The 24,544-nt window shown below is 45.3% G+C and carries 29 protein-coding genes; 27 read left to right on the top strand and 2 right to left on the bottom strand.

The window, feature by feature from the left end; translation table 11 throughout:
* Positions 1 to 3 precede the first annotated feature (3 nt).
* The 14 genes from gatB (at position 4) to KNO98_RS05580 (ending at position 14,323) form a co-directional block, all read left to right on the top strand.
* A complete protein-coding gene (gatB, locus tag KNO98_RS05645; RefSeq protein ID WP_214699678.1) occupies positions 4 to 1,434 on the top strand; it encodes an Asp-tRNA(Asn)/Glu-tRNA(Gln) amidotransferase subunit GatB in 1,431 nt (476 codons plus the stop codon).
* Between the two features lie 63 nt (positions 1,435 to 1,497).
* On the top strand, positions 1,498 to 2,496 hold the full coding sequence (locus KNO98_RS05640) for a diacylglycerol kinase (RefSeq protein ID WP_026825339.1): 999 nt from the start codon (positions 1,498 to 1,500) through the stop codon (positions 2,494 to 2,496).
* Positions 2,497 to 2,551: 55 nt separating this feature from the next.
* Positions 2,552 to 3,913: a 23S rRNA (uracil(1939)-C(5))-methyltransferase RlmD gene (rlmD, locus tag KNO98_RS05635; RefSeq protein ID WP_214699676.1), complete on the top strand. Its 1,362-nt coding sequence runs from the start codon at positions 2,552 to 2,554 to the stop codon at positions 3,911 to 3,913.
* A 380-nt stretch (positions 3,914 to 4,293) separates the two neighbouring features.
* The gene (locus KNO98_RS05630) at positions 4,294 to 5,994 is read left to right on the top strand and encodes a hypothetical protein (RefSeq protein ID WP_214699674.1); all 1,701 of its coding nucleotides are present in this window, start codon (positions 4,294 to 4,296) and stop codon (positions 5,992 to 5,994) included.
* Between the two features lie 14 nt (positions 5,995 to 6,008).
* Positions 6,009 to 6,404, top strand: a complete 396-nt coding sequence (locus KNO98_RS05625) for a hypothetical protein (protein WP_214699672.1) — start codon at positions 6,009 to 6,011, stop codon at positions 6,402 to 6,404.
* A 12-nt stretch (positions 6,405 to 6,416) separates the two neighbouring features.
* Positions 6,417 to 7,940 carry a coiled-coil domain-containing protein gene (locus tag KNO98_RS05620; protein ID WP_214699671.1) on the top strand — a complete coding sequence of 508 codons (1,524 nt, stop codon included), beginning with the start codon at positions 6,417 to 6,419 and terminating at the stop codon, positions 7,938 to 7,940.
* Entirely contained in the window at positions 7,940 to 9,058 is a 1,119-nt protein-coding gene (locus KNO98_RS05615) for an AAA family ATPase (protein WP_214699669.1), read from the top strand. The genes KNO98_RS05620 and KNO98_RS05615 overlap by 1 nt, the downstream gene beginning before the upstream one ends.
* Positions 9,059 to 9,367: 309 nt before the next feature.
* On the top strand, positions 9,368 to 9,787 hold the full coding sequence (locus KNO98_RS05610; RefSeq protein WP_214699667.1) for a MarR family winged helix-turn-helix transcriptional regulator: 420 nt from the start codon (positions 9,368 to 9,370) through the stop codon (positions 9,785 to 9,787).
* A 190-nt stretch (positions 9,788 to 9,977) separates the two neighbouring features.
* The gene (locus KNO98_RS05605; RefSeq protein ID WP_251129499.1) at positions 9,978 to 10,844 is read left to right on the top strand and encodes an SDR family oxidoreductase; all 867 of its coding nucleotides are present in this window, start codon (positions 9,978 to 9,980) and stop codon (positions 10,842 to 10,844) included.
* Positions 10,845 to 11,059: 215 nt separating this feature from the next.
* Complete coding sequence (locus KNO98_RS05600; RefSeq protein ID WP_214699664.1) at positions 11,060 to 12,190, top strand: DNA alkylation repair protein; 1,131 nt, start codon at positions 11,060 to 11,062, stop codon at positions 12,188 to 12,190.
* Entirely contained in the window at positions 12,187 to 12,591 is a 405-nt protein-coding gene (locus tag KNO98_RS05595) for an ester cyclase (RefSeq protein WP_214699662.1), read from the top strand. Before KNO98_RS05600 ends, KNO98_RS05595 begins: the two co-directional genes overlap by 4 nt.
* A gap of 126 nt (positions 12,592 to 12,717) precedes the next feature.
* Positions 12,718 to 13,254 carry a GNAT family N-acetyltransferase gene (locus KNO98_RS05590; protein WP_214699660.1) on the top strand — a complete coding sequence of 179 codons (537 nt, stop codon included), beginning with the start codon at positions 12,718 to 12,720 and terminating at the stop codon, positions 13,252 to 13,254.
* Positions 13,255 to 13,264: 10 nt separating this feature from the next.
* Positions 13,265 to 13,882 carry a hypothetical protein gene (locus tag KNO98_RS05585; RefSeq protein WP_214699658.1) on the top strand — a complete coding sequence of 206 codons (618 nt, stop codon included), beginning with the start codon at positions 13,265 to 13,267 and terminating at the stop codon, positions 13,880 to 13,882.
* Positions 13,883 to 14,323 carry a hypothetical protein gene (locus KNO98_RS05580; protein WP_214699656.1) on the top strand — a complete coding sequence of 147 codons (441 nt, stop codon included), beginning with the start codon at positions 13,883 to 13,885 and terminating at the stop codon, positions 14,321 to 14,323.
* Here KNO98_RS05580 and KNO98_RS05575 read toward each other — a convergent pair.
* Together KNO98_RS05575 and KNO98_RS05570 are read right to left on the bottom strand one after the other, a co-directional pair.
* Positions 14,315 to 14,842, bottom strand: a complete 528-nt coding sequence (locus KNO98_RS05575; protein ID WP_214699654.1) for an AAA family ATPase — start codon at positions 14,840 to 14,842, stop codon at positions 14,315 to 14,317. The two genes, KNO98_RS05580 and KNO98_RS05575, sit on opposite strands and share 9 nt — an antisense overlap.
* A 103-nt stretch (positions 14,843 to 14,945) precedes the next feature.
* Positions 14,946 to 15,890: a DUF5692 family protein gene (locus KNO98_RS05570; protein WP_214699652.1), complete on the bottom strand. Its 945-nt coding sequence runs from the start codon at positions 15,888 to 15,890 to the stop codon at positions 14,946 to 14,948.
* Positions 15,891 to 16,091: 201 nt separating this feature from the next.
* Between KNO98_RS05570 and KNO98_RS05565 the strand changes: the two genes are divergently transcribed.
* The 13 genes from KNO98_RS05565 (at position 16,092) to KNO98_RS05505 (ending at position 24,521) form a co-directional block, all read left to right on the top strand.
* Positions 16,092 to 16,706 (top strand): TetR/AcrR family transcriptional regulator, encoded by a 615-nt coding sequence (locus tag KNO98_RS05565; RefSeq protein WP_214699650.1) that lies wholly within the window; start codon positions 16,092 to 16,094, stop codon positions 16,704 to 16,706.
* A gap of 84 nt (positions 16,707 to 16,790) precedes the next feature.
* Complete coding sequence (locus KNO98_RS05560) at positions 16,791 to 17,798, top strand: tRNA dihydrouridine synthase (protein ID WP_371742757.1); 1,008 nt, start codon at positions 16,791 to 16,793, stop codon at positions 17,796 to 17,798.
* 139 nt (positions 17,799 to 17,937) lie between these two features.
* The gene (locus tag KNO98_RS05555) at positions 17,938 to 18,108 is read left to right on the top strand and encodes a hypothetical protein (RefSeq protein WP_214699646.1); all 171 of its coding nucleotides are present in this window, start codon (positions 17,938 to 17,940) and stop codon (positions 18,106 to 18,108) included.
* A gap of 382 nt (positions 18,109 to 18,490) precedes the next feature.
* Positions 18,491 to 18,814: a PadR family transcriptional regulator gene (locus KNO98_RS05550; protein ID WP_026825347.1), complete on the top strand. Its 324-nt coding sequence runs from the start codon at positions 18,491 to 18,493 to the stop codon at positions 18,812 to 18,814.
* Positions 18,811 to 19,347, top strand: coding sequence for a DUF2812 domain-containing protein (locus KNO98_RS05545; RefSeq protein WP_214699644.1), 537 nt, complete (start codon positions 18,811 to 18,813; stop codon positions 19,345 to 19,347). The genes KNO98_RS05550 and KNO98_RS05545 overlap by 4 nt, the downstream gene beginning before the upstream one ends.
* Before the next feature lie 23 nt (positions 19,348 to 19,370).
* Positions 19,371 to 19,541, top strand: a complete 171-nt coding sequence (locus KNO98_RS05540) for a hypothetical protein (RefSeq protein ID WP_214699642.1) — start codon at positions 19,371 to 19,373, stop codon at positions 19,539 to 19,541.
* A gap of 90 nt (positions 19,542 to 19,631) precedes the next feature.
* Positions 19,632 to 20,282 (top strand): SIMPL domain-containing protein, encoded by a 651-nt coding sequence (locus KNO98_RS05535; protein ID WP_214699640.1) that lies wholly within the window; start codon positions 19,632 to 19,634, stop codon positions 20,280 to 20,282.
* Positions 20,279 to 20,719, top strand: a complete 441-nt coding sequence (locus KNO98_RS05530) for a hypothetical protein (RefSeq protein WP_214699638.1) — start codon at positions 20,279 to 20,281, stop codon at positions 20,717 to 20,719. The genes KNO98_RS05535 and KNO98_RS05530 overlap by 4 nt, the downstream gene beginning before the upstream one ends.
* A 56-nt stretch (positions 20,720 to 20,775) precedes the next feature.
* On the top strand, positions 20,776 to 21,243 hold the full coding sequence (locus KNO98_RS05525) for a flavodoxin family protein (protein WP_214699636.1): 468 nt from the start codon (positions 20,776 to 20,778) through the stop codon (positions 21,241 to 21,243).
* 114 nt (positions 21,244 to 21,357) lie between these two features.
* Positions 21,358 to 21,756 carry a hypothetical protein gene (locus tag KNO98_RS05520; protein WP_214699634.1) on the top strand — a complete coding sequence of 133 codons (399 nt, stop codon included), beginning with the start codon at positions 21,358 to 21,360 and terminating at the stop codon, positions 21,754 to 21,756.
* Between the two features lie 86 nt (positions 21,757 to 21,842).
* Positions 21,843 to 22,955: a M14 family metallopeptidase gene (locus KNO98_RS05515; RefSeq protein ID WP_214699632.1), complete on the top strand. Its 1,113-nt coding sequence runs from the start codon at positions 21,843 to 21,845 to the stop codon at positions 22,953 to 22,955.
* 77 nt (positions 22,956 to 23,032) lie between these two features.
* On the top strand, positions 23,033 to 23,836 hold the full coding sequence (locus KNO98_RS05510; protein ID WP_214699630.1) for an alpha/beta fold hydrolase: 804 nt from the start codon (positions 23,033 to 23,035) through the stop codon (positions 23,834 to 23,836).
* 256 nt (positions 23,837 to 24,092) lie between these two features.
* On the top strand, positions 24,093 to 24,521 hold the full coding sequence (locus tag KNO98_RS05505; RefSeq protein WP_012727014.1) for a CBS domain-containing protein: 429 nt from the start codon (positions 24,093 to 24,095) through the stop codon (positions 24,519 to 24,521).
* The last annotated feature ends 23 nt before the right edge of the window (positions 24,522 to 24,544 follow it).

Genomic DNA, 24,544 nt, shown 5'->3' with positions numbered 1-24,544 from the left:
ACGATGAACTTTGAAACGATCATCGGGATCGAGGTGCACGCCGAGCTGAGCACGAAGTCGAAGATTTGGTGTGGCTGCTCACGCACTTACGGTGCCGAAACGAATACACAGACGTGTCCGATTTGTCTCGGACACCCGGGCGTCTTGCCTAAATTGAACGAAGAAGCGGTCAACCTCGCCATCAAGGCGGCAATGGCACTCAACTGTGAAATTGCGACAGATACGAAGTTCGACCGAAAGAACTACTTCTATCCGGACACGCCGAAAGCGTATCAAATCTCGCAGTTTGATAAGCCGATTGGTTCGAACGGTCACGTTGACGTCGAAGTCGACGGAGAGATGAAACGATTCCGCATCGAACGCGTGCACTTAGAAGAAGATGCCGGAAAGATGAATCACACGGGCGAGAAGCACTCGGTCGTCGACTTCAACCGGACCGGTTCACCACTCATCGAGATTGTCAGTGAGGCAGACATGCGCTCACCGAAAGATGCGGTCGCGTATCTCGAACGTTTGAAAGAAGTCCTCTCGTTCGCTGGCGTCTCGGACGTCAAGATGGAAGAGGGGTCGCTTCGCTGTGACTGTAACATCTCGGTCCGTCCATACGGGCAGGAGAAGTTCGGGACGAAGACGGAGCTCAAAAACTTGAACTCGTTCTCAAACGTCTTGAAGGCGCTCGACTATGAAGAGACGCGTCATCGCAAATTGCTTCTCTCAGGTGGCGTCATGCGTCAGGAGACGCTCCGTTACGACGAAGCTGCGAAAAAGACGATTCTCATGCGTGTCAAAGAAGGGGCAGCGGACTACCGCTACTTCCCGGAGCCGGACCTCGTCCGTCTTGAAATCGATGAGGCATGGAAAGAGCGCATCCGCGCGACGATTCCAGAGTTGCCGGCAGTACGTCGTGAACGCTACATGAGCCAATATGGTCTCTCGGCATACGACGCGAAAGCCCTCACGTCGACGCGTGAGTTCTCGGACTTCTTCGAAGCGACGACAGCAGCTGGAGCCGAGCCGAAAGCGGCAGCGAACTGGCTCATGGGTGAAGTGCTCGGTCACTTGAACAAGTCAAATGAAACGGTCGAGACGATGAAGTTGATGCCGGAATCACTCGCAGAGCTCATCCGCTTGATCGCGGAAGGGACGATTTCATCGAAAATCGCGAAGCGTGTCTTCACGGCGATGATGGAAGAGGCGGCTGAGCCGAAAGCGTATGTGGAAGCGAACGGACTCGCCCAAATCTCGGACGAGAACTTGCTCCGCGGTTACATCCTCGAATTGTTCGACGCGCATCCGCAAATGATCGAAGACTTCAAGAACGGGAAAGACCGTGCGAAAGGCTTCATCATCGGCCAAATCATGAAACAGACGAAAGGGATGGCGAACCCGGCACTCCTCGATGGCTTGTTCCACGAAGAGATCGCGAAACGCTAAGCAGGCGGCGAGACACTTGTGTCTCGCTTTTCGCTCGAGTTGAGCATAGGGGAGAGAATCAATATGCAACGGAAACGTGCGCGGGTCATTTATAACCCGACATCTGGTAAAGAAGTGATCAAACGGGAACTCCCGTACATTTTGAACCGCCTCGAGGATGCGGGTTATGAGACGTCGACGTATGCGACGAAAGCGATTGGTGATGCCACGCTCGAAGCAAAACGGGCCTCAGCGGCCGAGTTCGATCTCATCATCGCCGCAGGTGGAGACGGGACATTGAACGAAGTCATCTCAGGGCTCGCGCCGCTTGAGAATCGTCCGACAATCGGTCTCATTCCGGTCGGGACGACGAACGACTTCGCTCGGGCGATGCGGATTCCGCTCAGCGTCGTCGGCGCACTCGACGTCATCTGTGACGGCTTCGAGATGCCGGTCGACCTCGGGGAAATCGAAGGAGAGACAGGTGACATCCACTATTTCATCAATATCGCCGGCGGTGGGATCATGACCGAGCTCTCGTATGAGGTGCCATCGAAGTTGAAGACGGCGCTCGGTCAGCTCGCGTATTATGTGAAAGGGATGGAGAAGCTACCACTCATCAAACCGACGTACATCGAGCTCGAACACGACGAAGGAACGTTCCAAGGGGAAGTCATGATCTTTCTCACATCGAACTCGAACTCGGTCGGTGGATTTGAAAAAATCTCACCGCACGCATCGTTGAATGACGGGTTATTCGACTTGTTCATTTTGCGGAAATGTAACTTGTTCGAATTCATCCATGTCGTCCGCTTACTCCTCCGTGGAGAGCATTTATCGAGCTCACTCGTCGAACATGTGAAGACGAGTCGCGTCAAGATGAAGACGACAGAGCCGATGAGTTTGAACATCGACGGCGAGTACGGCGGGGAATGTACAGGGGAGATGCGGAACTTATTCCGTCATTTGACGGTGCTCGCGCCGAACGCCCGGATCCGCGAGATGGAAGAGTTGAATGCACAATATGAACGCGAACAGATGATCAAGCAATTGTTCAATGTTTCGCTTGATAAAGCAGAGTGAAAAGATAGGAATGACGACATCAGTCATTCCTATTTGCAATGGAAGGAGCATTCGTATGCTACCAGTGAAAAAGAATGACCGTCTCGATGTGCATGTCCACGACCTGACCCATGAAGGGGCGGGTGTGGCGCGTGTCGACGGCTATACGCTGTTCGTCCCGAACGCGTTGCCGGGAGAGACGGTCGAAATCGTCGTGACGAAGACGAACAAGCAGTACGGGTTCGCCCGATTGTTGAACGTGAAAGAAGCGAGTGCCGACCGGGTCGAGCCGCCGTGCCCGATCTTTTATCAGTGTGGCGGCTGCCAGCTGCAACACTTCAGTTATGAAGGACAACTTCGCCAAAAACGGGAACGCGTCGTCGACGCGCTCAAGCGTCTCGGTCAGTTCGATGTACCGGTCCATGACACGATTGGGATGCCAGAACCTTGGCGCTACCGCAACAAGGCACAAGTCCCGTTCAAACAAGAAGGGGACCGTCTCGTCTCAGGCTTTTATCGCCCTCGTTCGCATGACATCGTCGAGATGAGCGAATGTTTGATTCAAGATGAGCGCAATGATAAAGCGATCCAAGTCGTCCGTGACGTATTGGATGCTCGCGGTGTGCCAGCGTATGACGAGAAGACAGGACGTGGGGTCATCCGTCACGTCATGGCCCGTTACGGGTACCATTCGGGTGAACTCATGATCGTCCTCATCACGAAGACAACAAAGTTAAAAGGCGTGAATGAGATTGTCGCCGACATCGTCGAGCGTCTCCCGAACGTGACGTCGATCATGCAAAACGTCAACCCGGACAAGACGAACGTCATCCTCGGGCCGACGAACAAATTGCTTTACGGCCATGAGACGATTGAGGATAAAATCGCAGGACTCACGTTCACGATTTCTCCGCACTCGTTCTTTCAGGTCAATCCGGTCCAAACGGAGAAGTTATACGGGAAAGCACTCGAGTACGCACGACTGTCAGGTACGGAGCAAGTCGTCGACGCCTATTGCGGTATCGGGACGATCAGTCTCTTCCTCGCGCGTAAAGCGGCACACGTCTACGGCGTCGAAGTCGTCCCGGAAGCGATTGAGGACGCGAAACAAAATGCACTCGTCAATGAGATTGACAACGTGACGTACGCATGTGGTGCGGCGGAAGATGTGCTCCCACAGTGGAAGAAAGATGGCGTGAATCCGGACGTGATCGTCGTCGATCCACCACGAAAAGGATGTGCCGAGTCGTTCCTAGAGACGATGGTCGAGATGGCACCGAAACGGATCGTGTACGTCTCATGTAACGTCGCGACACAAGCGCGTGATATGCGTTACCTCGCCGACCGTGGCTATCGCTTGATGGAAGTGACACCGGTCGACATGTTCCCGCATACGGCGCATGTGGAGACGGTGGCGTGGTTGGAGAAAGAAGAGTAAGATGAATGTATCATGCCTTCGATTGAATCAATCGGGGGCTTTTTTTATGTTTGCTTTTAGATATGGTCATTAACTTATCGATTTAATATAGCGGTTCGGAATTCATATATAAATATTGTATTATCTTTTTGCAACTGTAATATTTTTTCTTTTTTCTGTTATAATTAACAATATTTATGGTTATAAATAGCAAAAAATGATTACAATAATGTAAGTAGCTATCCGAGTGAAACGTATGATTAAAAAGAAAGATTGAATTGTAAATCAAACTTTCGTTCAGGTCATGATAGCTTTATTGCGCGATTTTAAATTGAGCAATATTGATACTGAGAAAGAAGTTGAAATGTAGTTTTAGCCCATATTGAGAGGATGAATCTATGATGGCAAAGGAAAATGCTGTTCTCACCGAAGAGAATATCTTAAACGAAGAATTTACTGAATCATTTGATTTAGATGAGTTGGAAGAAAAACTTCAGAGTCAATTAGAAGAAGAGCTTTCAAATCTACAATTTCTTAAAGAGGAAAAAGAAAAAATAGGGAATCCAGATGCTCTTGGAAAAGTTGTTCTAGATGAGGTGTGGAAACAATTAGGTAATCAAATCGGTCTTGATATGACTAATGAAACTTTGATTCAAAAGTACGATAGAGAGCATCAAAATGAAACATATGACGAAGTTGGAAAAAAAGTCATGCAAGACCGCAAATATAAAGATGCTAATAATGCGATGAAGAATCAACAGCCTTCAGGAGATTTAAAAGATGAATACACAGGTAAAAACATTCATCGAAGCGATAAAGCAAATTTGGATCATGTGGTTTCTAGAAAAGAATTATACGGAAATAATCGTAGAAAACAGGCGGGAATACATACGAAAGACCTTGCTAATATGGATGAAAATTTAAAGGCTACAAATGAATCTTTGAATAAAAGCAAAGGTGCAAAGAACGTCAATGAATATACTCGTGATAGAGAGATAAGAGAACAAAACCTTAGAGAACAAAATGAGCGAGCTAATAAAAAGATTGATGAGTCTAATATGTCTGAAGTTGAAAAACAAAAGCAAAAAGAAAAAGCTGATAAACGTCTACAGGATAAGCTAGATGCTGATGATGAACTTATGAGAAAGGCAGATAAAGAAGCAAGAAAAGCTATTAACAAAGATATCGCAAAGGGTGTTACTAAAGAAACTGCAAAGAAAGCCGGGAAAGACGCGTTGAAGCAAATGGCGATATCGGCATTATTTTCACTACTCAAGGAAGTGATGAATGGATTTGTTAGATTCTTGAAAAGTAAGACTAAGTCATTTAATAACTTCTTAGATGAAATGAAAAAAGCAATAAAATCGTTTTTTAAGAAGATTACAGGTGTTTTGCAAACTGGGGCATCTAGCATGATTGGCACCATCGTTTCAGAAATTTTTGGTCCTATCGTGAGTACCTTTAAAAAAATGGCTAGTCTCATTAAACAGGGTGTTTCATCAGTGATGGAAGCTGTAAGATACCTTAATGATAAGGAAAATAAGAAAAAATCTTTCAGTATTAAGATTGCTCAAGTTGGCAAAATCATCACAGCAGGTATAGCTGCAGGCGGAGCACTTGCTCTTGGAGAAGGATTCGAGAAATTTCTGTTAACAGTGCCGGGAATGCAGATAGAATTGCCTTTGATAGGTTCTTTGGCAAATCTGATTGGCATGTTTTTAGCAAGTTTAGTGAGTGGGCTTGTTGGTGCTATTGTTATTAATCTCATTGATAAATTCATTGCGAAAAAACAAGATTCAGATGCACAAGCCGCTACATTAAATAAAGTAAATCAGGTTATTGCTACACAGCATCAAGTTCAAATTGTGAGTGAAGCATTGCTCGAGAGAGATAAAGAAAATAGGCATGATAATATTTCTGCAAGACATCAAGAGGCTGCATCTATCATGAAAGATGCGTATGAAAAAATCACGGAGAATTTTGTTGAAGATTTTTCTGGGGATGTAGATGTAATAGTAATAGATGAGGAAGATATCACAATCAACAAAGAAATCGACCGGACAAGCAATGATTTAGATGATTTACTTGAAAGCCTGAATTAAGGAGGAAAATGATAATGAAAAAAATGTTAATTGTTTCAGTGATTGGATTAGCATCAGGAGTTATTTATTGGCTACGTAAGAAAGAGCAATACGTTAACAATGCATCCAAAATAGTAGACGAAAGAGTTGACTTTGAATCTGAATTTCGACAAAAAAATCATCTTTATAACTTAAACACTGCGGCAGAATTATCTCAAGATAAAAACAAAATCGCACTGGACATTTATGAGAGACATTCGGAAGCTAGAGAAATAATGAGAGATGCGTACAGTGATATTATGGAAAATTTTGTTGATGATACTTCTGGTGAAAAAGATAAGAACAAAGAAAGTATGATTGATCATGAATCCGTTTTAGTTATGAAAGAAATCGATTTGATTTCAGATGAACTAGACGAATTATTGAAGTAGGGGGATAGGTTTATGAATGAGGGTATTACTTTGAATGAGGATATTACTTTGAATGAGATAGAAATAAAAAGGCGTGACTTTGAGCGGGCCAATAATCGACTAAAAGAGTTTTCAGAGAAAACTGAAGCTAAAATTAAAATAGACGATGTCCGCACAGATGGCAGATTTTTTGGACTAGGTGACTATAAAGTTACAGGATCTGAGTTGAATAAAAGACTAGAAGCCATCCAGGAAAATTTTAAAACTGTAAATAAAATTAATAGTAAAACAGTTCAAGAATTTCGAGAGGTTTACAATGTATTTGATAAGCTTGATAAAGGATACATAACAAGCATTGTTTCTAACGTTAAAGCGATCGAAAAAACTAGTAACGATGTTAGGGAGCAACAAGGAATACTAAAGCGACATAATGACAAACTTGCAAATCAGCAAAATAAACTGGATGCACACCAGTCTGAAATCGAAAAAAACGTAGCAAACATTTCAAAGATTGTTTCAGCATTAAAAGTGTTTAAGGAAAAACTTGAAGGTTATAAGCACTTAACCGATATTGATAAAATATGGAATGATTGTAGAACCATACAAAATGAAATACGGGTAGTTTCAGATAGCATTACGGAGTTTTCAAAGAAAACAACGGAAGATATCGCTTCTGCCAATCATCAAAATAAAGCTTTATCAGATCAGGTGAATCGAGATATTCTCACTCTTCGTAATGAAGCTAAATCGTTTAAAGAGTTCTTTTCTGATTTAACTAAAAAAATCGATCACACTGCAAATATACTCGATCATCAAATACCGGTCATTCAAGAAACAGCTACTTTTGCAGAACAGTTGAAAGATATGGCTCATCTTGATGATGTAGACTTTATGTGGAATGACTTGCATGATGCAAAAGAGAGTTTTAAAGACATTGAAGAAAGCTTACAAAAAATCAACGAAAAAATCCTGGTGATAGAAACGCGCACTAATGATCTTGATTCTTATATCACTGTTTTAAAGAGTTATACACACTTACATGATATTGATGAGATATGGACTGATTTGAGTGCTGCTAAGTCGGAGATTAAAAAAATAATTACGGAAATAAATGATGTTTCGATAAAGACAGAAGAACATACACTCCGTATAAATAAATTGGAGCAGACAGATAAAGTTCACGCAGGGACGTTGGAGAAACTAGCTCAAGTTGATGATCGGATTCTACAGCGTATTGATTCTTATGATGGAGAAATAGACGACCTTAATAAATTCAAAGAAGAATTGGAAGGTATATCTCACTTAAAAGATGTAGATCGATTATGGGAATTGGTTGAAGAACAGGCTTCACAGCTTATTGAGAGCAAGGAAGATTTGACAACTTCTATTCAGAAAAATAAGGACGAAGTGGATGAGAAGATTACAGACGTTGTAAAGTCATCTGATGCTGCTGTCGAGACTTTAGTGAAGAAAATTAAGTATGCTTATTGGATTGCGGGAGGTTCTGCAGGACTCGCCATTCTAGAGATGATTTTACTTCTTATGAAGGTGATATGATGCAAAAGTACAGTCAGGCGCTAACAAATAATGCATCTAAACTAGATATGCTTACGGACGGTGGTGGTGTAATAACCAAACTGGCTGTTGTGATTATAGAAGATAAAAGTAAATCTGCTACGATTGAACTTTTAAAAAAAATATCGGAGATTGTTGATCACCCTAAACACAAGATTGAGACTAAGAAGGCTGCACATGTTGTTCATTCCAATTTAATTGAATTCTTCGGTTATCTGACTATACAGAGGATCTGCAGACCAGCAGAAAAAGTAGAAGAGGATATACGAACACTTCAAGATTTACTAGATGAACTGAACGCGCTGGTTGGATTAGAGAAAGTAAAGAATAAAGTCCAAGACTTAATTGTTTATCAGAAGGTTCAAACTTTGCGACAGGAGAAAAAGCTTCATTCTTCAAAAAACACATTGCACCTTGCCTTTACTGGGAATCCTGGAACAGGAAAGACAACAGTGGCTCGAATTGTAGGGAGAATTTATAAGAAAATCGGGTTGCTTTCAAAGGGACATTTTGTTGAGGTTTCAAGAACGGATTTGATTGCCGGATATCAAGGACAAACAGCACTTAAAGTGAAAAAGGTGATCGAGCAAGCTATTGGTGGTGTCTTATTTATCGATGAGGCTTATAGCATCACAGAAAATGATCACTCTGATTCTTATGGCAGAGAATGTCTGACGGAACTGACTAAGGCTTTAGAAGACCACAGAGAAGATTTGGTCGTGATTGTCGCAGGGTATACAGAACCTATGAATAATTTTTTTGAATCTAACCCTGGTTTGAGGTCTCGATTCAACACATTTATAGAGTTCGATGATTATAATCCTGATGAACTGAACAAGATACTGATTTCTATATGTAATCATAATGATTATTTTTTGGATGAAGACGCGAAAGAGAAAATCTATTTGTATTTTGAGCAAGAGACATTGTCAAAAGGTGATAACTTCGCAAATGGTAGATTAGTAAGAAATCTTTATGATTGCTTGATCATGAATCATGCAAGAAGAATAATCAATCATCCTGATCCAAGTAGCGAAGAATTATCCATAATAAAAGTGGAGGATTTCACTTTCTTAGTCGATGGGAGTCAGATTAGTTGATATATAGACTTACTATTGTTCTTGAAAGAAATAAACGTATTTTGAGCTTGATATATTAGTTGTCTAATCAGCTAGGTCAGAACGGTGGCTTGGACGGAGAAAGAAGAATAAGAGATTCAAGAGGGTCTTTGTCCTATCGCTTATCGCGAAATGACAGGCCCTCTTTTTCTGAAGATAAATTTTGATTTGATATGTACCCATATAGTTAGTATACTTATAATAAGTAAACTAACTATATGATATGAGAAGTGTCGCTTTTTTGGGAACGGGTCCAAAGAATGTCGAGAACGAAATAAAGAAGGTGATTATTTGGAAAATTTGTCTTATTTGTTGATTAAGTCCTCACGATTTTTAAAAGGAGCGTTAGACAAACGATTGCAAGAGTATAATCTGACAGCTACGCAGTTCTCGGTACTGAATCAAATCACGGCTCACAATGGGAACATCACGTCAGCAGAAGTCGCGCAGCGATTAGAGTCCGACCGACCGACCATCTCTGCAATCATCAATAGGCTCGAAAGGGACGGCTTCGTTGAAAAAGTGCAGAATCCACATGACAAGCGATCTGCGTACCTCAAGCTGAACGAAGAGACCTTGAAACTTGTAGACGAGCTGAGACGTGTTTCAGACGAAGTGAATGAAACGATATTTGAAGCGTTCACTGAAGAGGAAGTGTCTAACATGAAAGCGTATTTAGTCAAACTGATGAAACACTTTGACGACATGTGATTCGATGCAAAGAGAAATACGTTCAGACATATCACAATGATGGCAAATATTTTGTGGTCGGCTCATCAGCGATGACAAAAACAATCGCAACACGTCTGAAAGATAAAGGCATACGAAAGAAAAATATCATCAAGGACACGTTCATCGGATACTAAGCCTAAAAATATGGATGACAAGGAGTGAAGGATTGATGGGTTCAATTCTCGTAACTGGAGCGACGGGTAATGTAGGGAAATATGTCGTCAACTATTTGAACGGTCGAGATTCGGACGTTGTGGTGGCAGGGCATCGCATACAAGAACTAGAAAAGAGCTATCCGGGGATGAAAGCGGTCAGACTGGATTTCGAGGATCCGAGCACGTTTGAAGAGGCATTACATGGCGTCGACCGCGTGTTTTTGATGCGACCGCCTCAGATTGGGGATGCCGAAGTGTTTCGACCGTTCGTTGAAGCGATGAAGGCACAATCCGTGCGTCTCGTCTCATTTTTATCGTTGATGGGGGTTGAACGAAATCCATTCCCGCCTCACCATAAAATCGAAAAAATGATTGAGGAGGCATCGATTCCTTACGCGCACATTCGCCCAGGTTTCTTTATGCAAAACTTAACCGGTGTCCATGCCGAAGAGATTAGGAAGGATCGTGAGATATTCATTCCTGCCGGTAACAGTAAGGTGAGTTTTATCGATGCTGAAGATATCGGTAAAGCGATCGCTCATGTTCTCCTAAATCCTGACGCTCATCAACATGTGGCTTATACGTTGACGGGTCCTGAAGCACTCGATTACGTGGACATCGCCAACCACCTGACCTTATTGACTGGGAAAAAAATCACCTATGCCAAGCCGAGTATGCTTCACTACCGCTCACGCTATATCAACGAACGGGGACTTAGCCCAGAGTACGTAAACGTAACGATGGCTCTTTATTTGATGACGCGCCTTGGCACGGCAAAGGCGATTACACATACGTTCAAAGAGTTGACAGGGGACGAACCACGGACGTTTTTTGAGTTCGCCAAAGCTCACCTTCAGGAGTTTGAGCGAAAAGCCGATTGAGATACAACGAATCATCCCATGCGCCTTTGGACGAACTTGTGTCACAACGAAACATCCCAGTGTCGTAAGAGGATGACAGAGAAAAATTTCCTTGGCAATATGAAATCGTGTAAAGAATACATGCGAAATCAATCAGTCTTTGGGGAATAGATTATATAGAAGATTTTGTGCTGTGATTCGAGATGAAGTGTCACGATAGTGAAGGAGAGGTCGTCATGGGTGACGCAGAAACGGGGTTCAAGCGATTCTACGATGCTCGATGTGCGTATGCCATAGCCGAAATGGTTGATCCGATTTATCCAATCGATGCAGATGACTATGCAGCAGAAGTACAACGTTTGGTCGGTCCCTTAGAACTAAAAGATCGCGTGTTTGTGCTTGCAGATGGTTTGCGAAAACGATTACCGGATGATTATCCATCAGCCATTCAAATCATCGTCCAATCGCTTAAACCAGAGATAGGTGAAGACGAAGGGATGTTCAACGCAGGGTGGTATTTGATGCCGATTGCGCGATTTGTTGAAGAGTTTGGTCTTGAATATCCAGGGTTGTCCTTAGATGCGCTAGAAGAAATCATAAAACGTCATACAGCGGAGTTTGCGATTCGCCCCTTCATCGAAAATCATTATGCGTTGACGATGGAAAAACTTCGGGAATGGGCAAAAAGTCCGAATGCTCATCTCAGACGTGCGGCATCAGAGTGCACACGTACTCGTTTGCCGTGGGGAACTAAGTTGACCATATTCATTGAAAACCCAAAACCGGTGCTGTCCATTCTTGAGCACTTGCGGTCTGATCCAAGTGATTATGTACGGAAGTCGGTCGGGAATAACTTAAACGATCTGTCGAAAGATTGGCCAGATGTCGTGATGGATGAAATCGAAAAGTGGCTATCGGAAAGTCCGACGATTGAAACGAAGGAAATCGCGAAACGGGCTTTGCGCAGTTTGCTCAAGAAGGGACATCAACGGGCCTTCACGTTAATCGGTGCGACAGGAGGAAACGTGATTGAAGTACTATCGTTTCAAATTTCACCTGAACAGATTCAAGTAGGAGAATCAATCAAGATGAACTTGGAATTGTTCAATCCGGATGACTTCATGCATCGTTTGACGATTGACTACGTGATTCATCACGTACGAAGTAAAGGACAAACAATTCCAAAAGTATTTCGGTTCACATCGATTCAATTAAATCCAAAAGAAGAACGGCTTTTTTCAAAAAATCACCGTGTTAAAGAAGTGACCGTTCGCGCGTATTATGCAGGACCACATCGCGTGGATGTTGTGGTGAATGGGATAGTAAAGGCATCCTCGTCATTTGACCTAAAGGGAGTGGACGTATGAATCGAGAAGAACAGATTCGTTTTGCGGCTCATCAAGTGATGGAGCTCGGAAAGGTGGAAGTCGTCCCCGAAGTGTTCGCTACAGAATATGTCGCGCACGCAGGGGAACGGACGTATAAAGGCCATGCATTCATTCGACGTTTTTCAAAACAGATGAAGACGGCGATTCCTGACGTCAAGGTGAAGCAGGTCGAGGTACTCGTTCAGACAGAAGATATCCTCACGTGGCAGCGTACGCTTGTCGGGACACATCAAGAAAACATGATGGGCATCCCTGCGAGCGGGAAACAGGTCAAATGGGTGGACATGGTCGTCTCCCGTTTTCAGGATGGATTGATTGTTGAGGAGTGGGTCGTCTCTGAACTGATGGGTGAGTTATTGGTGAAGCAATCTAAAAAATGATGACGTAGTGGGAAAGTACTTATGACACGACGAGCATAAGTGCTTTTTTGGTAGTTACTAAAGAAACAAAGAGTATGTCTGATATGATGAATGTATGATCGAAAAACATATAGTCGGGGGAATGACATGAATATTCAACAGATGATGGAGTTCGAGATCGGGGAGGCACTCGACAAACAGTTGACCGAGTTGCTCATGAAGTCTTTTGAGCCACTTTATCATGAACGAAGCTACTTCAAGCAGTTGCCGCATCTTCGATTGATTGCATGTGATGAGCAACAGCACGTCATCGGACAAGTCGGTTTAGACTTTCGTGTGATGAATATGAACGGGGAACCGATTCGCGTGCTCGGCATCATCGATTTATGTGTCCGGGAAGAAGTGCGGGGACGTGGGGTCGGACGAGCGCTGATGGAAGAAGTCATTGCCCTCGGGGAAGCGTACCCGATCGATTTTCTTCTTCTATTTGCTGATCGACCAGACCTCTACAAACGCATTGGATTTCACACGGTATCTAACGCATGCACGTGGCTTAAAATCAATGACGAGAATCAGACGACACGCGGGATTGGTGAGGCGTCGTTTGAAGAATTGATGATTCGTCAGGTGGGAAACAAACGATGGACCGAAGGAACACTCGATTTACTCGGATACTTATACTAGGGGGATAACAATGAATCTTGAACAAGTGACAGAAACGTATGAGACGTATGCACAAAAAATCGGAGACCGAAAACAAGTGTATGAAACGATTGCTGATACTTTTGACGTGAAGCGGGCGCTCTATCCGGGGAGTCACGTCGACGTCGCCCCTTCCCTCGTCATCCCTCACGTTATCTATGTCGACAGTTTCAAAGGGACGATCCGGTTCTTCAAGAAACTCGAAACGGTACAGGAGCTGATGGATCAACGAAAGGAATATGATGAGCCGTGTACGATTGAATTCTATGGTCAGGACTATACGTTCCCGCTCGACATCGAACCGGTCGATTTGATCATCTCGCAATATGCGGGGTTTGTCGGTCAGGCGACGAAACATTATTTGAAGCCGGGTGGCATCTTGCTCTGTAACGATAGTCATGGAGACGCGACATTAGCGCGATTCGATCAGACGTTCGAGCTGATTGGGGTCATGGGAAGTACAAATGAACTCATTCAGACGGGGCTCGACGATTATTTCCGATTGCGGAAAGGGAAAGACATGGATATCGCAGAAGTGAAGAAGTCGATGAAAGGTCCTAAGTATACGAAACAAGAGGAGAATTATGTGTTTCGGAAAAGGAGGGATTGAATGAAACAATATACGATTCGAACTCGTAACGTCCCCCTCTCCTTACATGATGCGGTCATCACAGAAGCGGCAGTGACCGGTTCGATGATACGTCTCGTATTTGCGGATGGAATCCGTGATTTGTTCAAGAAAGAACCTGTGTGGACAGGCCGCGCTACCGTGACGATTTCGAACGTGAATCGGGATTCTTCGTCACTTACACGCTTTGGTGAAACGACCTATTTGATGTGTCCAATCGAGCAACTCAGTCAGTTCGTTAAAAATGGACGTTTCGAGATTGTCGATGAGTTATATGGTTATCGCCAACTGTTGTTCCGGTGTATGTGGTTGACCGATACGACATGTGAGACGGTGGAGCTGAGTCTATTCCATTCAAGTGAGCTCGTCATCCGATGGGAAGACGAGCCGGTCGAAGCGATGTATGAATCTGAATCATTTTGAGGAAAGTGTGAGACCGACGCGATCGGCGACCGCTCGCGCAACATCCTGTTTTGATCGATGATCCGTTATAATTTTTTCTGCACGGATGTTAGATTCGAATGCGGATTGGCAGCGGTCGATCTGCGCTTTTCCCCAAGAATTGAACCATTCGAAGCGTTTATTCAGTCGCTTCACGAGCGTCTGTCGATTCGCTTCAAGGATGAGGTGACGTACGTCGACACCGTCTCGCTGAAGTCGACCGATGATTTCATCTACATACGTTGCGTCCACCAGTGTCATGGGAACGAGGATGACCCCATCGAAGGACGTGGCAATCTTCGACAGCATCCGATAGTTGAACTCACGCCATTCCGGATGGTGCTGAAAATCGGACTGTTGAAGACTTTTCGGCAATTGGTCCCGAATGAAAAAGCCGACCTGTTCCGGGTCATAGAGAAACGCGTTCGGCAACTGTTTCTCAAGTATCTTGGCACAGGTCGTCTTGCCCGAACCGAATGCGCCGTTAATCCACAAAATCATTGTCATCATCCTTTCGTGTTTATATTCTCTATGACTACAATGGAGTCCTACAAAAAACACCCCATAGCAGTGGAAACTAAATTCCACTTGCTATGGGGTGTTGTCATGCTGTCTTTGGATTAGGTGATTCTGTTTCGCGCAATGCATCGACTTGTTTATATTCTTCGGTATCGGTCCACATCTCATCTTTCAACGGATTGAGACGTCGTTTGACGATGCGTGACACCTGCATGACGGCGAGGACGACGTTTAGGGCGAGACTGATGATTGCGAGCGTCCAGTTCGCTGCCGGGTTATAGGAGACGCTGACGTTAAACGTACTACCGACCGCAAAGAAGTAAGGGAACGTCATGACCCACATCATCCAAATTGTGAGTGTCTGGGCTCTGTTTTGCATCCACGTCCCTTTCGCCCAAAGAAGGGCCGGAATCGTTGCGGCGATATTCAACGCGAATCCGGAATAGAACGCGTTGCCGGGTGCGCAAGAGTAAACATAGGAGATGTTCCAAATCCCGTATGCGATGATCCACAACTTCGTCTGGTCCGGCCAAATCATGTCCACTTTCTTACCGGACGTCGCAAAGATGCCGAACCATCCACAGATCAGGAGGACGTTCAAAATACCGGCGACGGCGTTCACGTAGTTCCAACCACCGGAGATATAGTACATGCCATCGACGACCCCTTCAAATCCCATGAATCCGACTTGAAATTCCCGGATGACCGCCTCGATGATATTGATAGCGAGAATGGCTGGAACGAGTACTAAATACCAAGGGTGCTTCTTATGGTAGTTCGTGAAGCGGATGACCATGTAGATGAGCGCGCCGGCGAGTGCCGAATACACCTTCACCCAATGGAACCACGACGTGATTTCGGAATCGACGACAAACAACCAGATTGGAGTCAGTGCGATCGGTAACGCCATGAACATAAGTTGACTTGTCCGTTTACCGGAACGGACGAACTCGTTCAACCCCATCAACAGTCCAAGAACGACGAACCACATGACGACGTTATACGAAGGTATCGATTCGAAGAAAAACATAATCTGACACTCCTTTCGAAAATGAGATGATCAGAAATAAATGCAATGGCTAAACATACCGAACGTTCGTTATGTTTATGTGAAAAGTGTAACAAATCGTTGTTAACGCTTTCAATAGAGGGCGTGAGCTCACATGGAAGTGTCGAAAGTTCGCCACATCATTATGGTATAATGAGCGATGAAAACAGAGGAGGGTGCGAGATGATGATGAACGAAGGAAGGTTGAAAATCTTACAAGCCGCGCGTGAAATCATCGTCGAACAGGGCATCAAAGGCACGACGCTCCGAGGGATTGCGGAGCGGGCCGGATTCAGTACGGGTGCGATTTATCATTACTACACGTCCAAAGAGGCGATTCTTTATGACGTGATGGACAAGGGACTTGGAGAAGTCAAACGCATCGAGACTGTCTCCCATGACGATCAAAAAGAAGCGGCGGTGATCATCCAGGAAATCTATGAAGGTATGCAGGAACGCCTTCAAAAAGATGCGGAGAGCCGACTTCAATTTTATCTCGCTCATGAAGCGATGATTGGAAATGAAGACATTCAACAGAAGTTCAAAGTGAAGTATGAAGATTGGATCACACGGATTGAGGCCATTTTTGTACGGGCTTACGGTATCGATCAAGGACCGATGACCCGGGCGGTCGCCACGTGGACGATGGCCGGGATCGATGGGATGGTCCTCCAGACCCTACTTCGGACGGGAACGATTGAACCGGAATATACGAATCGTGTGCTTCATTATTTATTGACCGAAGGGTTCCCGCACTTTTTTCAACTCATTCGTTCGAAAGAAACGGATTATGAGTAATGTCAGTTGATACAATCCGACGGACATAATAGAATAGATAAGTGATTTTGTTGGACTGTATGGATGAAAGGAACTGATTTTACGATGAAAGAAAACTTTTGGCGCGACCTTCCGCGTCCATTCTTTATACTTGCCCCGATGGAAGATGTGACCGATGTCGTCTTCCGCCACGTCGTCGCCCATGCCGGACGCCCGGACGTCTTCTTTACGGAATTCGCGAACTCGGACAGCTATTGCCATCCTGAAGGGAAAGGCAGCCTCCGTGGCCGTTTGACGTTCACCGAGGACGAGCAGCCGATGGTCGCCCACATTTGGGGAGACAATCCGGAATACTTCCGTCAAATGAGTATCGGGATGGCTGAGATGGGCTATAAAGGACTAGATATCAACATGGGTTGCCCGGTACCGAACGTCGCGAAACGCGGAAAAGGGAGCGGCCTCATTCTCCGTCCGGAAGTGGCAGCCGAACTCATTCAAGCAGCGAAAGCCGGTGGACTCCCGGTCAGCGTCAAGACGCGACTCGGCTACTCGAAGCTCGATGAGTGGCGTGACTGGTTGACGCATATCTTGAAACAAGACATCGCCAACTTGTCCATTCACTTACGGACACGCTCCGAGATGAGTAAAGTCGACGCGCACTGGGAAATAATCCCGGACATCGTGAAGCTACGAGACGAGATCGCACCGGATACGCTCATCACGATCAACGGGGACATCCTCGACCGTCAAATGGGACTCGAGCTCGTTGAAAAATACGGGGTCGATGGCGTCATGATCGGTCGCGGGATCTTCAAGAACCCGTTCGCATTCGAGAAAGAGCCACGCGAGCACTCGATGGAAGAACATCTCGATCTGTTGCGTCTGCAACTGGACCTTCAAGATAAATTCCAAGAAGACGTGCCACGTTCGATTTCGAACTTGCACCGTTTCTTCAAGATTTATGTCAAAGGATTCCGTGGGGCGAGCGAACTTCGCCATAACTTGATGGAAACGAAATCGACGGATGAGGTACGGGCGCTACTTGATGCCTTTGTCGAGAAATATCATGAAGAAGAGGCAGCGCTCACCGAGAAGGTCTCGACAGTCGAATAATTTTTGAGGGGATTCAGTTGTGCTGAACCCCTTTCTTGTGTGCAAAAAAGAAAAAGTAGGAAGGAATAGGGTGGGAAAAATGAAACGTTTAATGCGATCGATTCGTATGAAATGAATGGAAGGAAGAGGAGGGGTGAACATGAACGAATGGCGTGAATCAGCAGTCGGGCTTGGCCTTGTGTTTGGAACGGCTGGCGGGATAATCATCTCTTTGTTAGTCGATTTTCCGTTTATGTATGGCATTGTCATCGGTTCAATCATCGGATATGGGGTTGGTCTTTTCATCTCCATTCGTACGATGAAATCATAAAGCATAAGATAATCAAAGGTCAGGAGGTTTATATATGAGTGAATTCCAATTTATGACGAACAATCGGAGTGACCTCAAGTCTCAAAAAAAATTAGAACAACGTTATGCCAGAACGGGTCGATTGAAACAAGAAAATAATGAAGTAGGTCATTCAATGTTTGTGGGAAACAATGAAGTGCAGCACAGGGGGTCAGTACATACTGGGTCCTTGTTTTTCATGTTCCATCAGATGAGACACGATTCCCCGGGTTGTACAAATGATTGGACTAGATATAGAGAATGAATATATTTTGTCATGACTCTTGCCTTATAACCAGAAATAGGATATTTTTGATATATCGGATGGCGATATAACGAATAACGATACAAAGGAGCAGGATACGTGACGCAACAGTCAAGTACAGGCGCATTAACCGAGGCAGTCTATTATATATTACTCTCCCTGCAAGTCCCGAGGCACGGGTACGGCATAATGCAATTTGTCCAGGAACTGAGTCATGGGCGAGTTCAGCTCGCACCCGGTACATTATATGGGGCTCTTAGTAGTTTAGTCGAAAGAGGCTGGATTGAGGCACTCGAAGGAACAGGGAGGAAGAAAGAGTATGAGATCACGGAAACTGGTCGAGAGGCACTTCGGTCAGAATTAAGACGGCTAGAAGAACTAGTGCAACACGGACATGAATGGACGAAGGAGTTGGATACATGAAGACGAAAACGGTCTATCGCATATTTGTTGATTATGAGAAGGAAGAGAAGTGGCTCAATGAGATGGCTCAAACCGGATGGGCGCTCGAATCCTTTCGTTTGATGCGATATGTGTTCAAACAAGTTGAACCTGGGACGTTCACCTACCGAATCGAATTGTTGTCCAACTTACCTTCTCACCCCGAGTCGAAGGCGTATATGGCATTCTTAGATGAAGTTGGAGTCGAAGTGGTCGATACGTCGTATCGGTGGATCTTTTTACGAAAACGAACGAGTGACGGACCGTTCCAATTGTATTCGGATTTTGATTCGATGATTCAGCGAGAAAAACGAATCATCCAACTGTATGGCGCTGTGCTAGCCGCCAACTTTGTTGCTGTTGTAGCGAATCTTTCGAATCCGTTTGCACAATGGATCATCTTATTGAATGTAGTCGTCGTGGCGATGTTGGCCTATGCCGTCCAGCATCATACACGGAAAATGAGGACTCTAAAAGGTCTCAAAGCAATTGGAGAGATGAAGTCGTCAGATTGAGCGCATAGGTAAGGAGGAGCAAGATGGATTCACGAGAATGGAAAGACTGTATCATTTGTTTTGGATTGATTGCGGGGACGACGCTCGGTGTGATCCTCTCGTTCTTCTTCGGTGTTCAGTTGACGTACGGGATCGCGAGCGGAGCGATGCTAGGATATGTCGGAGGGATTGCTACATCGAGTTGGAAAAAATGACTATTTTGTAAAAAGGGAAATCTGAAGTGTGTACCGAATTGAAGTGTGTACCGAATTTCTGTATAACAAACGACAGAGGAGCGGATCAATATGGAACGAAAGATTACCGTAAAAGGGACGGGGAACGTCTCATCTCGACCGGATTTGATTGTGATTCACATGGATCTCGTCTCGAAAGCGCCACGATACGAAGATACGATGACCGAGGCAGCAAGTGCGGTGTCCCATCTTCAAAAAGCCATCACGCGTGCTGGTTTTGACAATACGGACCTCAAAACGAGTGACTTTTCGATCGATACGGAATACGAGAGCTATCGTGATCGGGATGAGAATTATCGGTCGCGGTTTGTCGGATATGTCTGTAAACAGAAGACGAAGCTCGAATTTGCGCTCGACACGTCTAAACTATCGGACGTCATCGAACAAATCAGTCAATCTCACGCAAATCCGACACTCTCCATTCGCTTCACGATGAAAGACCCGAATGCGATCGAGGATCAGCTATTGGTGAGTGCCGCGGAGAATGCGAGGAAACGAGCAGAGCTTCTTGCGAAAGGAGCAGGCGCCGAACTCGGAGACTTGCTTCAAATTGACTACACATGGGGAGAGATTCATCTGTTCTCGCCTACAAACGTCCTCTATAGTCAGGACGTCGTCTATTCGGAATCACGAATGCCTGAACTTGAGCCAGATGACATTGATGTCAGTGATTCGGCCACATTCGTTTGGAATCTCAAATGAGGCGACTGACTTTCTTGATTCTCGTTTCACTCTCGATTGCGCTGCCCGTATCCGCTCTCTCTTGGGCCTATACGTTTGTCGTGTTCGACCGAAACGCATATGAAGTGCTCGACACAACAATCGAAGTGGATGCGCTCGGTGACGTGATTGGTGAAGTGGAAACAACGGTCAACGACGAGACGGGACGATACTACGGGAATGCCTCGAACGGATATCCGATCGGGACAGCGTATCGTGAAGTCGACGGGGAGTCCGTGGAGGACGTCATCGCGGTCGAAGACGGTTCGGAATGGAAACGGGCGGAGTATCGATTCGAAGCACCGTACCATTCACGTGATTTTATCAAATTCTTCGGTTACGGCCTACTTGGGATGGGCATCATCATGATAAGTGCGACGCTCTTCAAGCGAAGTTCGCTGTACAAAAAAGAAGAATGAACGAACGTGGAAATGGGAAGGGTGATAAAGAGAAGTTCGGTAAAGGGGGATTCACCATGAACATTTTGATTATTTTTGACTCACTATATGGTCATACAGAGAAGATTGCCCATGCGATGCAGGAAGAACTGTCAAAGGGGCATGAAGCACGTATGGAACACATATTGAATATCGGATTGGGTGATCTCGCGCACATTGATCTCGTTGTGATCGGTTCACCGACGCATGGAGGGTATGAAACCGAGGACATTAAAGTGTTTTTAGACGGAATCTCAGACAATGCCCTACGAGGGAAGCAGACGGCTGCGTTTGATACGAGTGTCGTCAAAGAAAAACAAAATCCGATTCTCGGTAAAATCATCGACTGGTTCGGTCATGCGGTAAACCGCGTCGAAGGGGAAATGATTGAAAAAGGCGCAACGAACGTTCAAAAAGAATCGTTCTTGGTTGATGGGGAGACGGAGATGTTGAAAGAAGGCGAACTCGAACGCGCGAAAGCGTGGGCGCGAGAGTTGGTGAATTAATTAGTGATGCGCATTCCATTATCGGGATGCGTTTTTTTGATGGAATCGGACAAAAGATTTTAGAAAGCGGGTAAATATTAAGTATCTAAACCTACCGAAAAGGAGTTGGTTGTGATGAGAAAAATGGAACGTGATGTATTCGTCGGTTGGATTGTCGTCTTGTTAGTCATTTTGGTGCATTTCCTCATCACCATCTCTCTCGGAAATTCGTACTTTGCCGAGAATTCTTTGAATCGAATGATGTGGCTCTCGAGTTTTCCAGCATTTTTGATTACCTTCGTTGCAGCTTTTTTTCAAAAAACGAACACGATGATGTTGGCGGTTCGTCGGGGATTGCTATGGACCATTGAGTTGATTGTCGCTTTTACCGTTCTCGCTTGGGTGTTCCGTTCATTTGAAGGATTGTATGCGTATGCCGGTCTGTATTGGTTGTTCGGTGCCGTCCTGATTGCTCCTATTTTCTATCTGATGGCATTCCGCCGCCAACATTCGAAACGGATCCGCACACCTTGACAGTAGCGCTTCCTTCTGAAGGAAGCGTTTTTAGATTGCCGTAGGATGGGAATGGGTGTAGAGAGTATAGATTGGAGGAGAGTGTGATGAGCCAATATTTTTCATCATCCTATGAAGAATCACGAGAGAAATTTATGAATTTACTGTCAGAGGTGAAACGATTTTATCCGAAGGCAGAGCTGTTGACGCATTCGATTGGGGACGAAAGTATCGACGTCATTTTAGGGGAGCCGAAACGGGATCGTAAAACAATGCTCCTCATGACGATTGGAGAACATGGGATTGAAGGATATGCGGGTGCTGCGGTGACTCACCAATTCGTTCGGACGCAACTCTCACATGTACGACATGAGACGACCGGCATTTGTCTCATCCATGCCGTCAATCCGTGGGGAATGAAACACTTTCGGCGGGTCAATGAGCACAATGTTGACTTGAATCGAAATTACGTCATCGACCGTGAATCGATTCCGTACAACGTCAATCGTGAATATGAACTGATGCGCCATTTATTCGTTCCGGATGGGGTGATTGACGACTACCATGAAGCAAGGGAACAGATTTATTCATTCCTCGGTTCTGGAATCAAACTCGACGGATTCAAAGCGATGAGTGGGGCGAAAGGAATGGGGCAGTACCAATTCCCGAAAGGTGTCTATTATGGAGGAGATAAAGACGAGTCGTCAGCCACCTTCTTGAAAGGAATTCAACATGATTTGCTTGAACGCTACGGGAAAGTGGTGCATATGGACTGGCATACGGCACTCGGACCAACGAATGAGGTCACGATGGTCATCAGTAGGCGAGACGGACGAACTGAAAAAGAACTGAAACAGGCGTACGGTATCGACAACGTCAACGTGTATGATCCGGATAAGGTACTCGGAGACTCGACCAATCATTTTTACTATGTACGCGACACGGAATATCCGGACAAACAGCTCGTCTCGGCATTGTTTGAATTCGGTACGTTCGGGACTTCAACGAAAGCCTCCATTCGTGAATTTCTCACGATTATCTTAGAAAACCGGCTGTACTTTGAAGGGACGAAAGACCCTGAAGCACGTAACGGGATTCAAAATGAGTTCATGGCAATGTTTTATCCGGATGATCCGATCTGGCGGGAAGCCGTGTTGCGGGAAGGTGCGACAGCTATCGAAGGCTGTTTAAAAGGAGAGTCACTTTGGCGTGACGCATAGTAGGGTTTTTTGGAGTCGGAAACGGGAACAAGAAGGTTGTGAGTGTTTACGCTTAACATTGAAATAGTGGAGGGTTGATGATGGGATACATTACAGCACACGATGGCACGAATTTATATGTCGAAGACGTCGGTTCTGGGGAACCGATTGTTTTCTTACACGGTTGGCCAGCGAACAACAACATGTTCGAGTATCAGAAAAATGCACTCGTGGAGGCAGGATATCGCTATATCGGGATTGACTTCAGAGGATACGGGAAGTCCGATGCCCCGGCAACGGGATATGATTATGAAACGATGGCGTCGGATGTGCACATGGTTGTTTACGGACTTGGCCTGAAAGATTTCACGCTCGTCGGGTTCTCGATGGGCGGGGCGATTGCGGTCCGATATGCGGCAGATTATAAAGAGGACGGTCTCAAAAAGTTAGTATTAGCTGGAGCCGCGGCGCCAATTTTCACACAACGTTCAGACTATCCATATGGAATGACGACCGATGAAGTCGATGCCTTGATTGAGGATACTCGAGCGGACCGACCGAAGATGCTTGAAGGATTCGGGGAAATCTTCTTCGAGAAAGAACATTCGAAACCGATGCAAAACTGGTTCCACCACCTTGCGCTCGTCGCGTCGAGCCATGGTACGATCGCCTCGGCACAGGCGTTACGTGACGAAGATCTACGCGATGCCCTGCCGAAGATTGATGTCGAAACGTTGATTATCCATGGGGTACATGACAAAATCTGTCCGTTCGCGTTCGCTGAACAGATGGAACAAGGCATTCCGAACGCACGAATCGAACGTTTCGAAGAGAGCGGACATGGTACCGTGCTCGACGAACGAGAGAAATTTAACGATACGCTACTACAGTTTGTTCAATAATTTTTGGCCTCCTAATGGGGGCCTTTTGTATGTTTCGATGGATAAGAAGCAACTAAAAAGGGTATAAATCAATTGGAGTTCCTTTCCAATTTTCTCAAATCATCTGAACATTGCTGTGACAAGAATCACGATGATTTTTTGTGTCGTTATGGAGAAAGGGGGATAAAAATACGACGGGATTGTTCGATTAGTTCAACCTGTCCTACCATTCATGGTACAATAACGGGGTGGATTAACAGATTGAGGAGAGATTTAAATGAACATCGCTTTCTTTTTATATCCGAAAGAAGACGTCAAATATTTGGACCCCGAATCAACGGTACGACAAGCGCTTGAAAAGATGAAACATCATCGATTCACGTCTGTCCCACTCGTTTCGGAGAACGGTTTTTATGCCGGGACGATGACAGAGGGGGATTTACTTTGGGCACTTGCAGAACAACTTCGCGGGGAAGAAGACTATGAAAAAGTGCTCCGGACACGTCTAAAAGATATCAAACAACGCGTTCGTTATAAGCCGGTCTCGATTACGGCGCAAATTGAAGAACTCGTCGATGCGATCACGGACCAAAACTTCGTGCCTGTCGTCGATGACGGAAAATATTTCATCGGCATCATCCGACGCCGTGACATCATCGAGTATTACTCGACAAAGTTGAAACAACTCGAGAATGAAGTCCGATAATGAACAAGCCAGAACCGACTCGC

Source organism: Exiguobacterium sp. s57 (assembly GCF_018617685.1).
GTDB lineage: Bacteria > Bacillota > Bacilli > Exiguobacteriales > Exiguobacteriaceae > Exiguobacterium > Exiguobacterium marinum.
The sequence above is the reverse complement of the archived record's forward strand: the minus strand, read 5'-3'. Positions and strand labels throughout refer to the sequence as shown.

Excerpts from the sequence above, each read along its gene's own strand:
- KNO98_RS05510 (WP_214699630.1), top strand. The coding sequence starts at position 23,033 with ATGATGGGATACATTACAGCACACGATGGCACGAATTTATATGTCGAA.
- gatB (WP_214699678.1), top strand. The coding sequence starts at position 4 with ATGAACTTTGAAACGATCATCGGGATCGAGGTGCACGCCGAGCTGAGC.
- KNO98_RS05545 (WP_214699644.1), top strand. The coding sequence starts at position 18,811 with ATGAAGACGAAAACGGTCTATCGCATATTTGTTGATTATGAGAAGGAA.
- KNO98_RS05590 (WP_214699660.1), top strand. The coding sequence starts at position 12,718 with ATGAATATTCAACAGATGATGGAGTTCGAGATCGGGGAGGCACTCGAC.
- KNO98_RS05530 (WP_214699638.1), top strand. The coding sequence starts at position 20,279 with ATGAGGCGACTGACTTTCTTGATTCTCGTTTCACTCTCGATTGCGCTG.
- KNO98_RS05565 (WP_214699650.1), top strand. The coding sequence starts at position 16,092 with ATGATGATGAACGAAGGAAGGTTGAAAATCTTACAAGCCGCGCGTGAA.
- KNO98_RS05620 (WP_214699671.1), top strand. The coding sequence starts at position 6,417 with ATGAATGAGGGTATTACTTTGAATGAGGATATTACTTTGAATGAGATA.
- KNO98_RS05640 (WP_026825339.1), top strand. The coding sequence starts at position 1,498 with ATGCAACGGAAACGTGCGCGGGTCATTTATAACCCGACATCTGGTAAA.
- KNO98_RS05535 (WP_214699640.1), top strand. The coding sequence starts at position 19,632 with ATGGAACGAAAGATTACCGTAAAAGGGACGGGGAACGTCTCATCTCGA.
- KNO98_RS05605 (WP_251129499.1), top strand. The coding sequence starts at position 9,978 with ATGGGTTCAATTCTCGTAACTGGAGCGACGGGTAATGTAGGGAAATAT.
- KNO98_RS05555 (WP_214699646.1), top strand. The coding sequence starts at position 17,938 with ATGAACGAATGGCGTGAATCAGCAGTCGGGCTTGGCCTTGTGTTTGGA.
- KNO98_RS05600 (WP_214699664.1), top strand. The coding sequence starts at position 11,060 with ATGGGTGACGCAGAAACGGGGTTCAAGCGATTCTACGATGCTCGATGT.
- KNO98_RS05580 (WP_214699656.1), top strand. The coding sequence starts at position 13,883 with ATGAAACAATATACGATTCGAACTCGTAACGTCCCCCTCTCCTTACAT.
- KNO98_RS05615 (WP_214699669.1), top strand. The coding sequence starts at position 7,940 with ATGCAAAAGTACAGTCAGGCGCTAACAAATAATGCATCTAAACTAGAT.
- KNO98_RS05585 (WP_214699658.1), top strand. The coding sequence starts at position 13,265 with ATGAATCTTGAACAAGTGACAGAAACGTATGAGACGTATGCACAAAAA.
- KNO98_RS05515 (WP_214699632.1), top strand. The coding sequence starts at position 21,843 with ATGAGCCAATATTTTTCATCATCCTATGAAGAATCACGAGAGAAATTT.
- rlmD (WP_214699676.1), top strand. The coding sequence starts at position 2,552 with ATGCTACCAGTGAAAAAGAATGACCGTCTCGATGTGCATGTCCACGAC.
- KNO98_RS05525 (WP_214699636.1), top strand. The coding sequence starts at position 20,776 with ATGAACATTTTGATTATTTTTGACTCACTATATGGTCATACAGAGAAG.
- KNO98_RS05625 (WP_214699672.1), top strand. The coding sequence starts at position 6,009 with ATGAAAAAAATGTTAATTGTTTCAGTGATTGGATTAGCATCAGGAGTT.
- KNO98_RS05595 (WP_214699662.1), top strand. The coding sequence starts at position 12,187 with ATGAATCGAGAAGAACAGATTCGTTTTGCGGCTCATCAAGTGATGGAG.
- KNO98_RS05560 (WP_371742757.1), top strand. The coding sequence starts at position 16,791 with ATGAAAGAAAACTTTTGGCGCGACCTTCCGCGTCCATTCTTTATACTT.
- KNO98_RS05630 (WP_214699674.1), top strand. The coding sequence starts at position 4,294 with ATGGCAAAGGAAAATGCTGTTCTCACCGAAGAGAATATCTTAAACGAA.
- KNO98_RS05505 (WP_012727014.1), top strand. The coding sequence starts at position 24,093 with ATGAACATCGCTTTCTTTTTATATCCGAAAGAAGACGTCAAATATTTG.
- KNO98_RS05570 (WP_214699652.1), bottom strand. The coding sequence starts at position 15,890 with ATGTTTTTCTTCGAATCGATACCTTCGTATAACGTCGTCATGTGGTTC.
- KNO98_RS05540 (WP_214699642.1), top strand. The coding sequence starts at position 19,371 with ATGGATTCACGAGAATGGAAAGACTGTATCATTTGTTTTGGATTGATT.
- KNO98_RS05575 (WP_214699654.1), bottom strand. The coding sequence starts at position 14,842 with ATGATTTTGTGGATTAACGGCGCATTCGGTTCGGGCAAGACGACCTGT.
- KNO98_RS05520 (WP_214699634.1), top strand. The coding sequence starts at position 21,358 with ATGAGAAAAATGGAACGTGATGTATTCGTCGGTTGGATTGTCGTCTTG.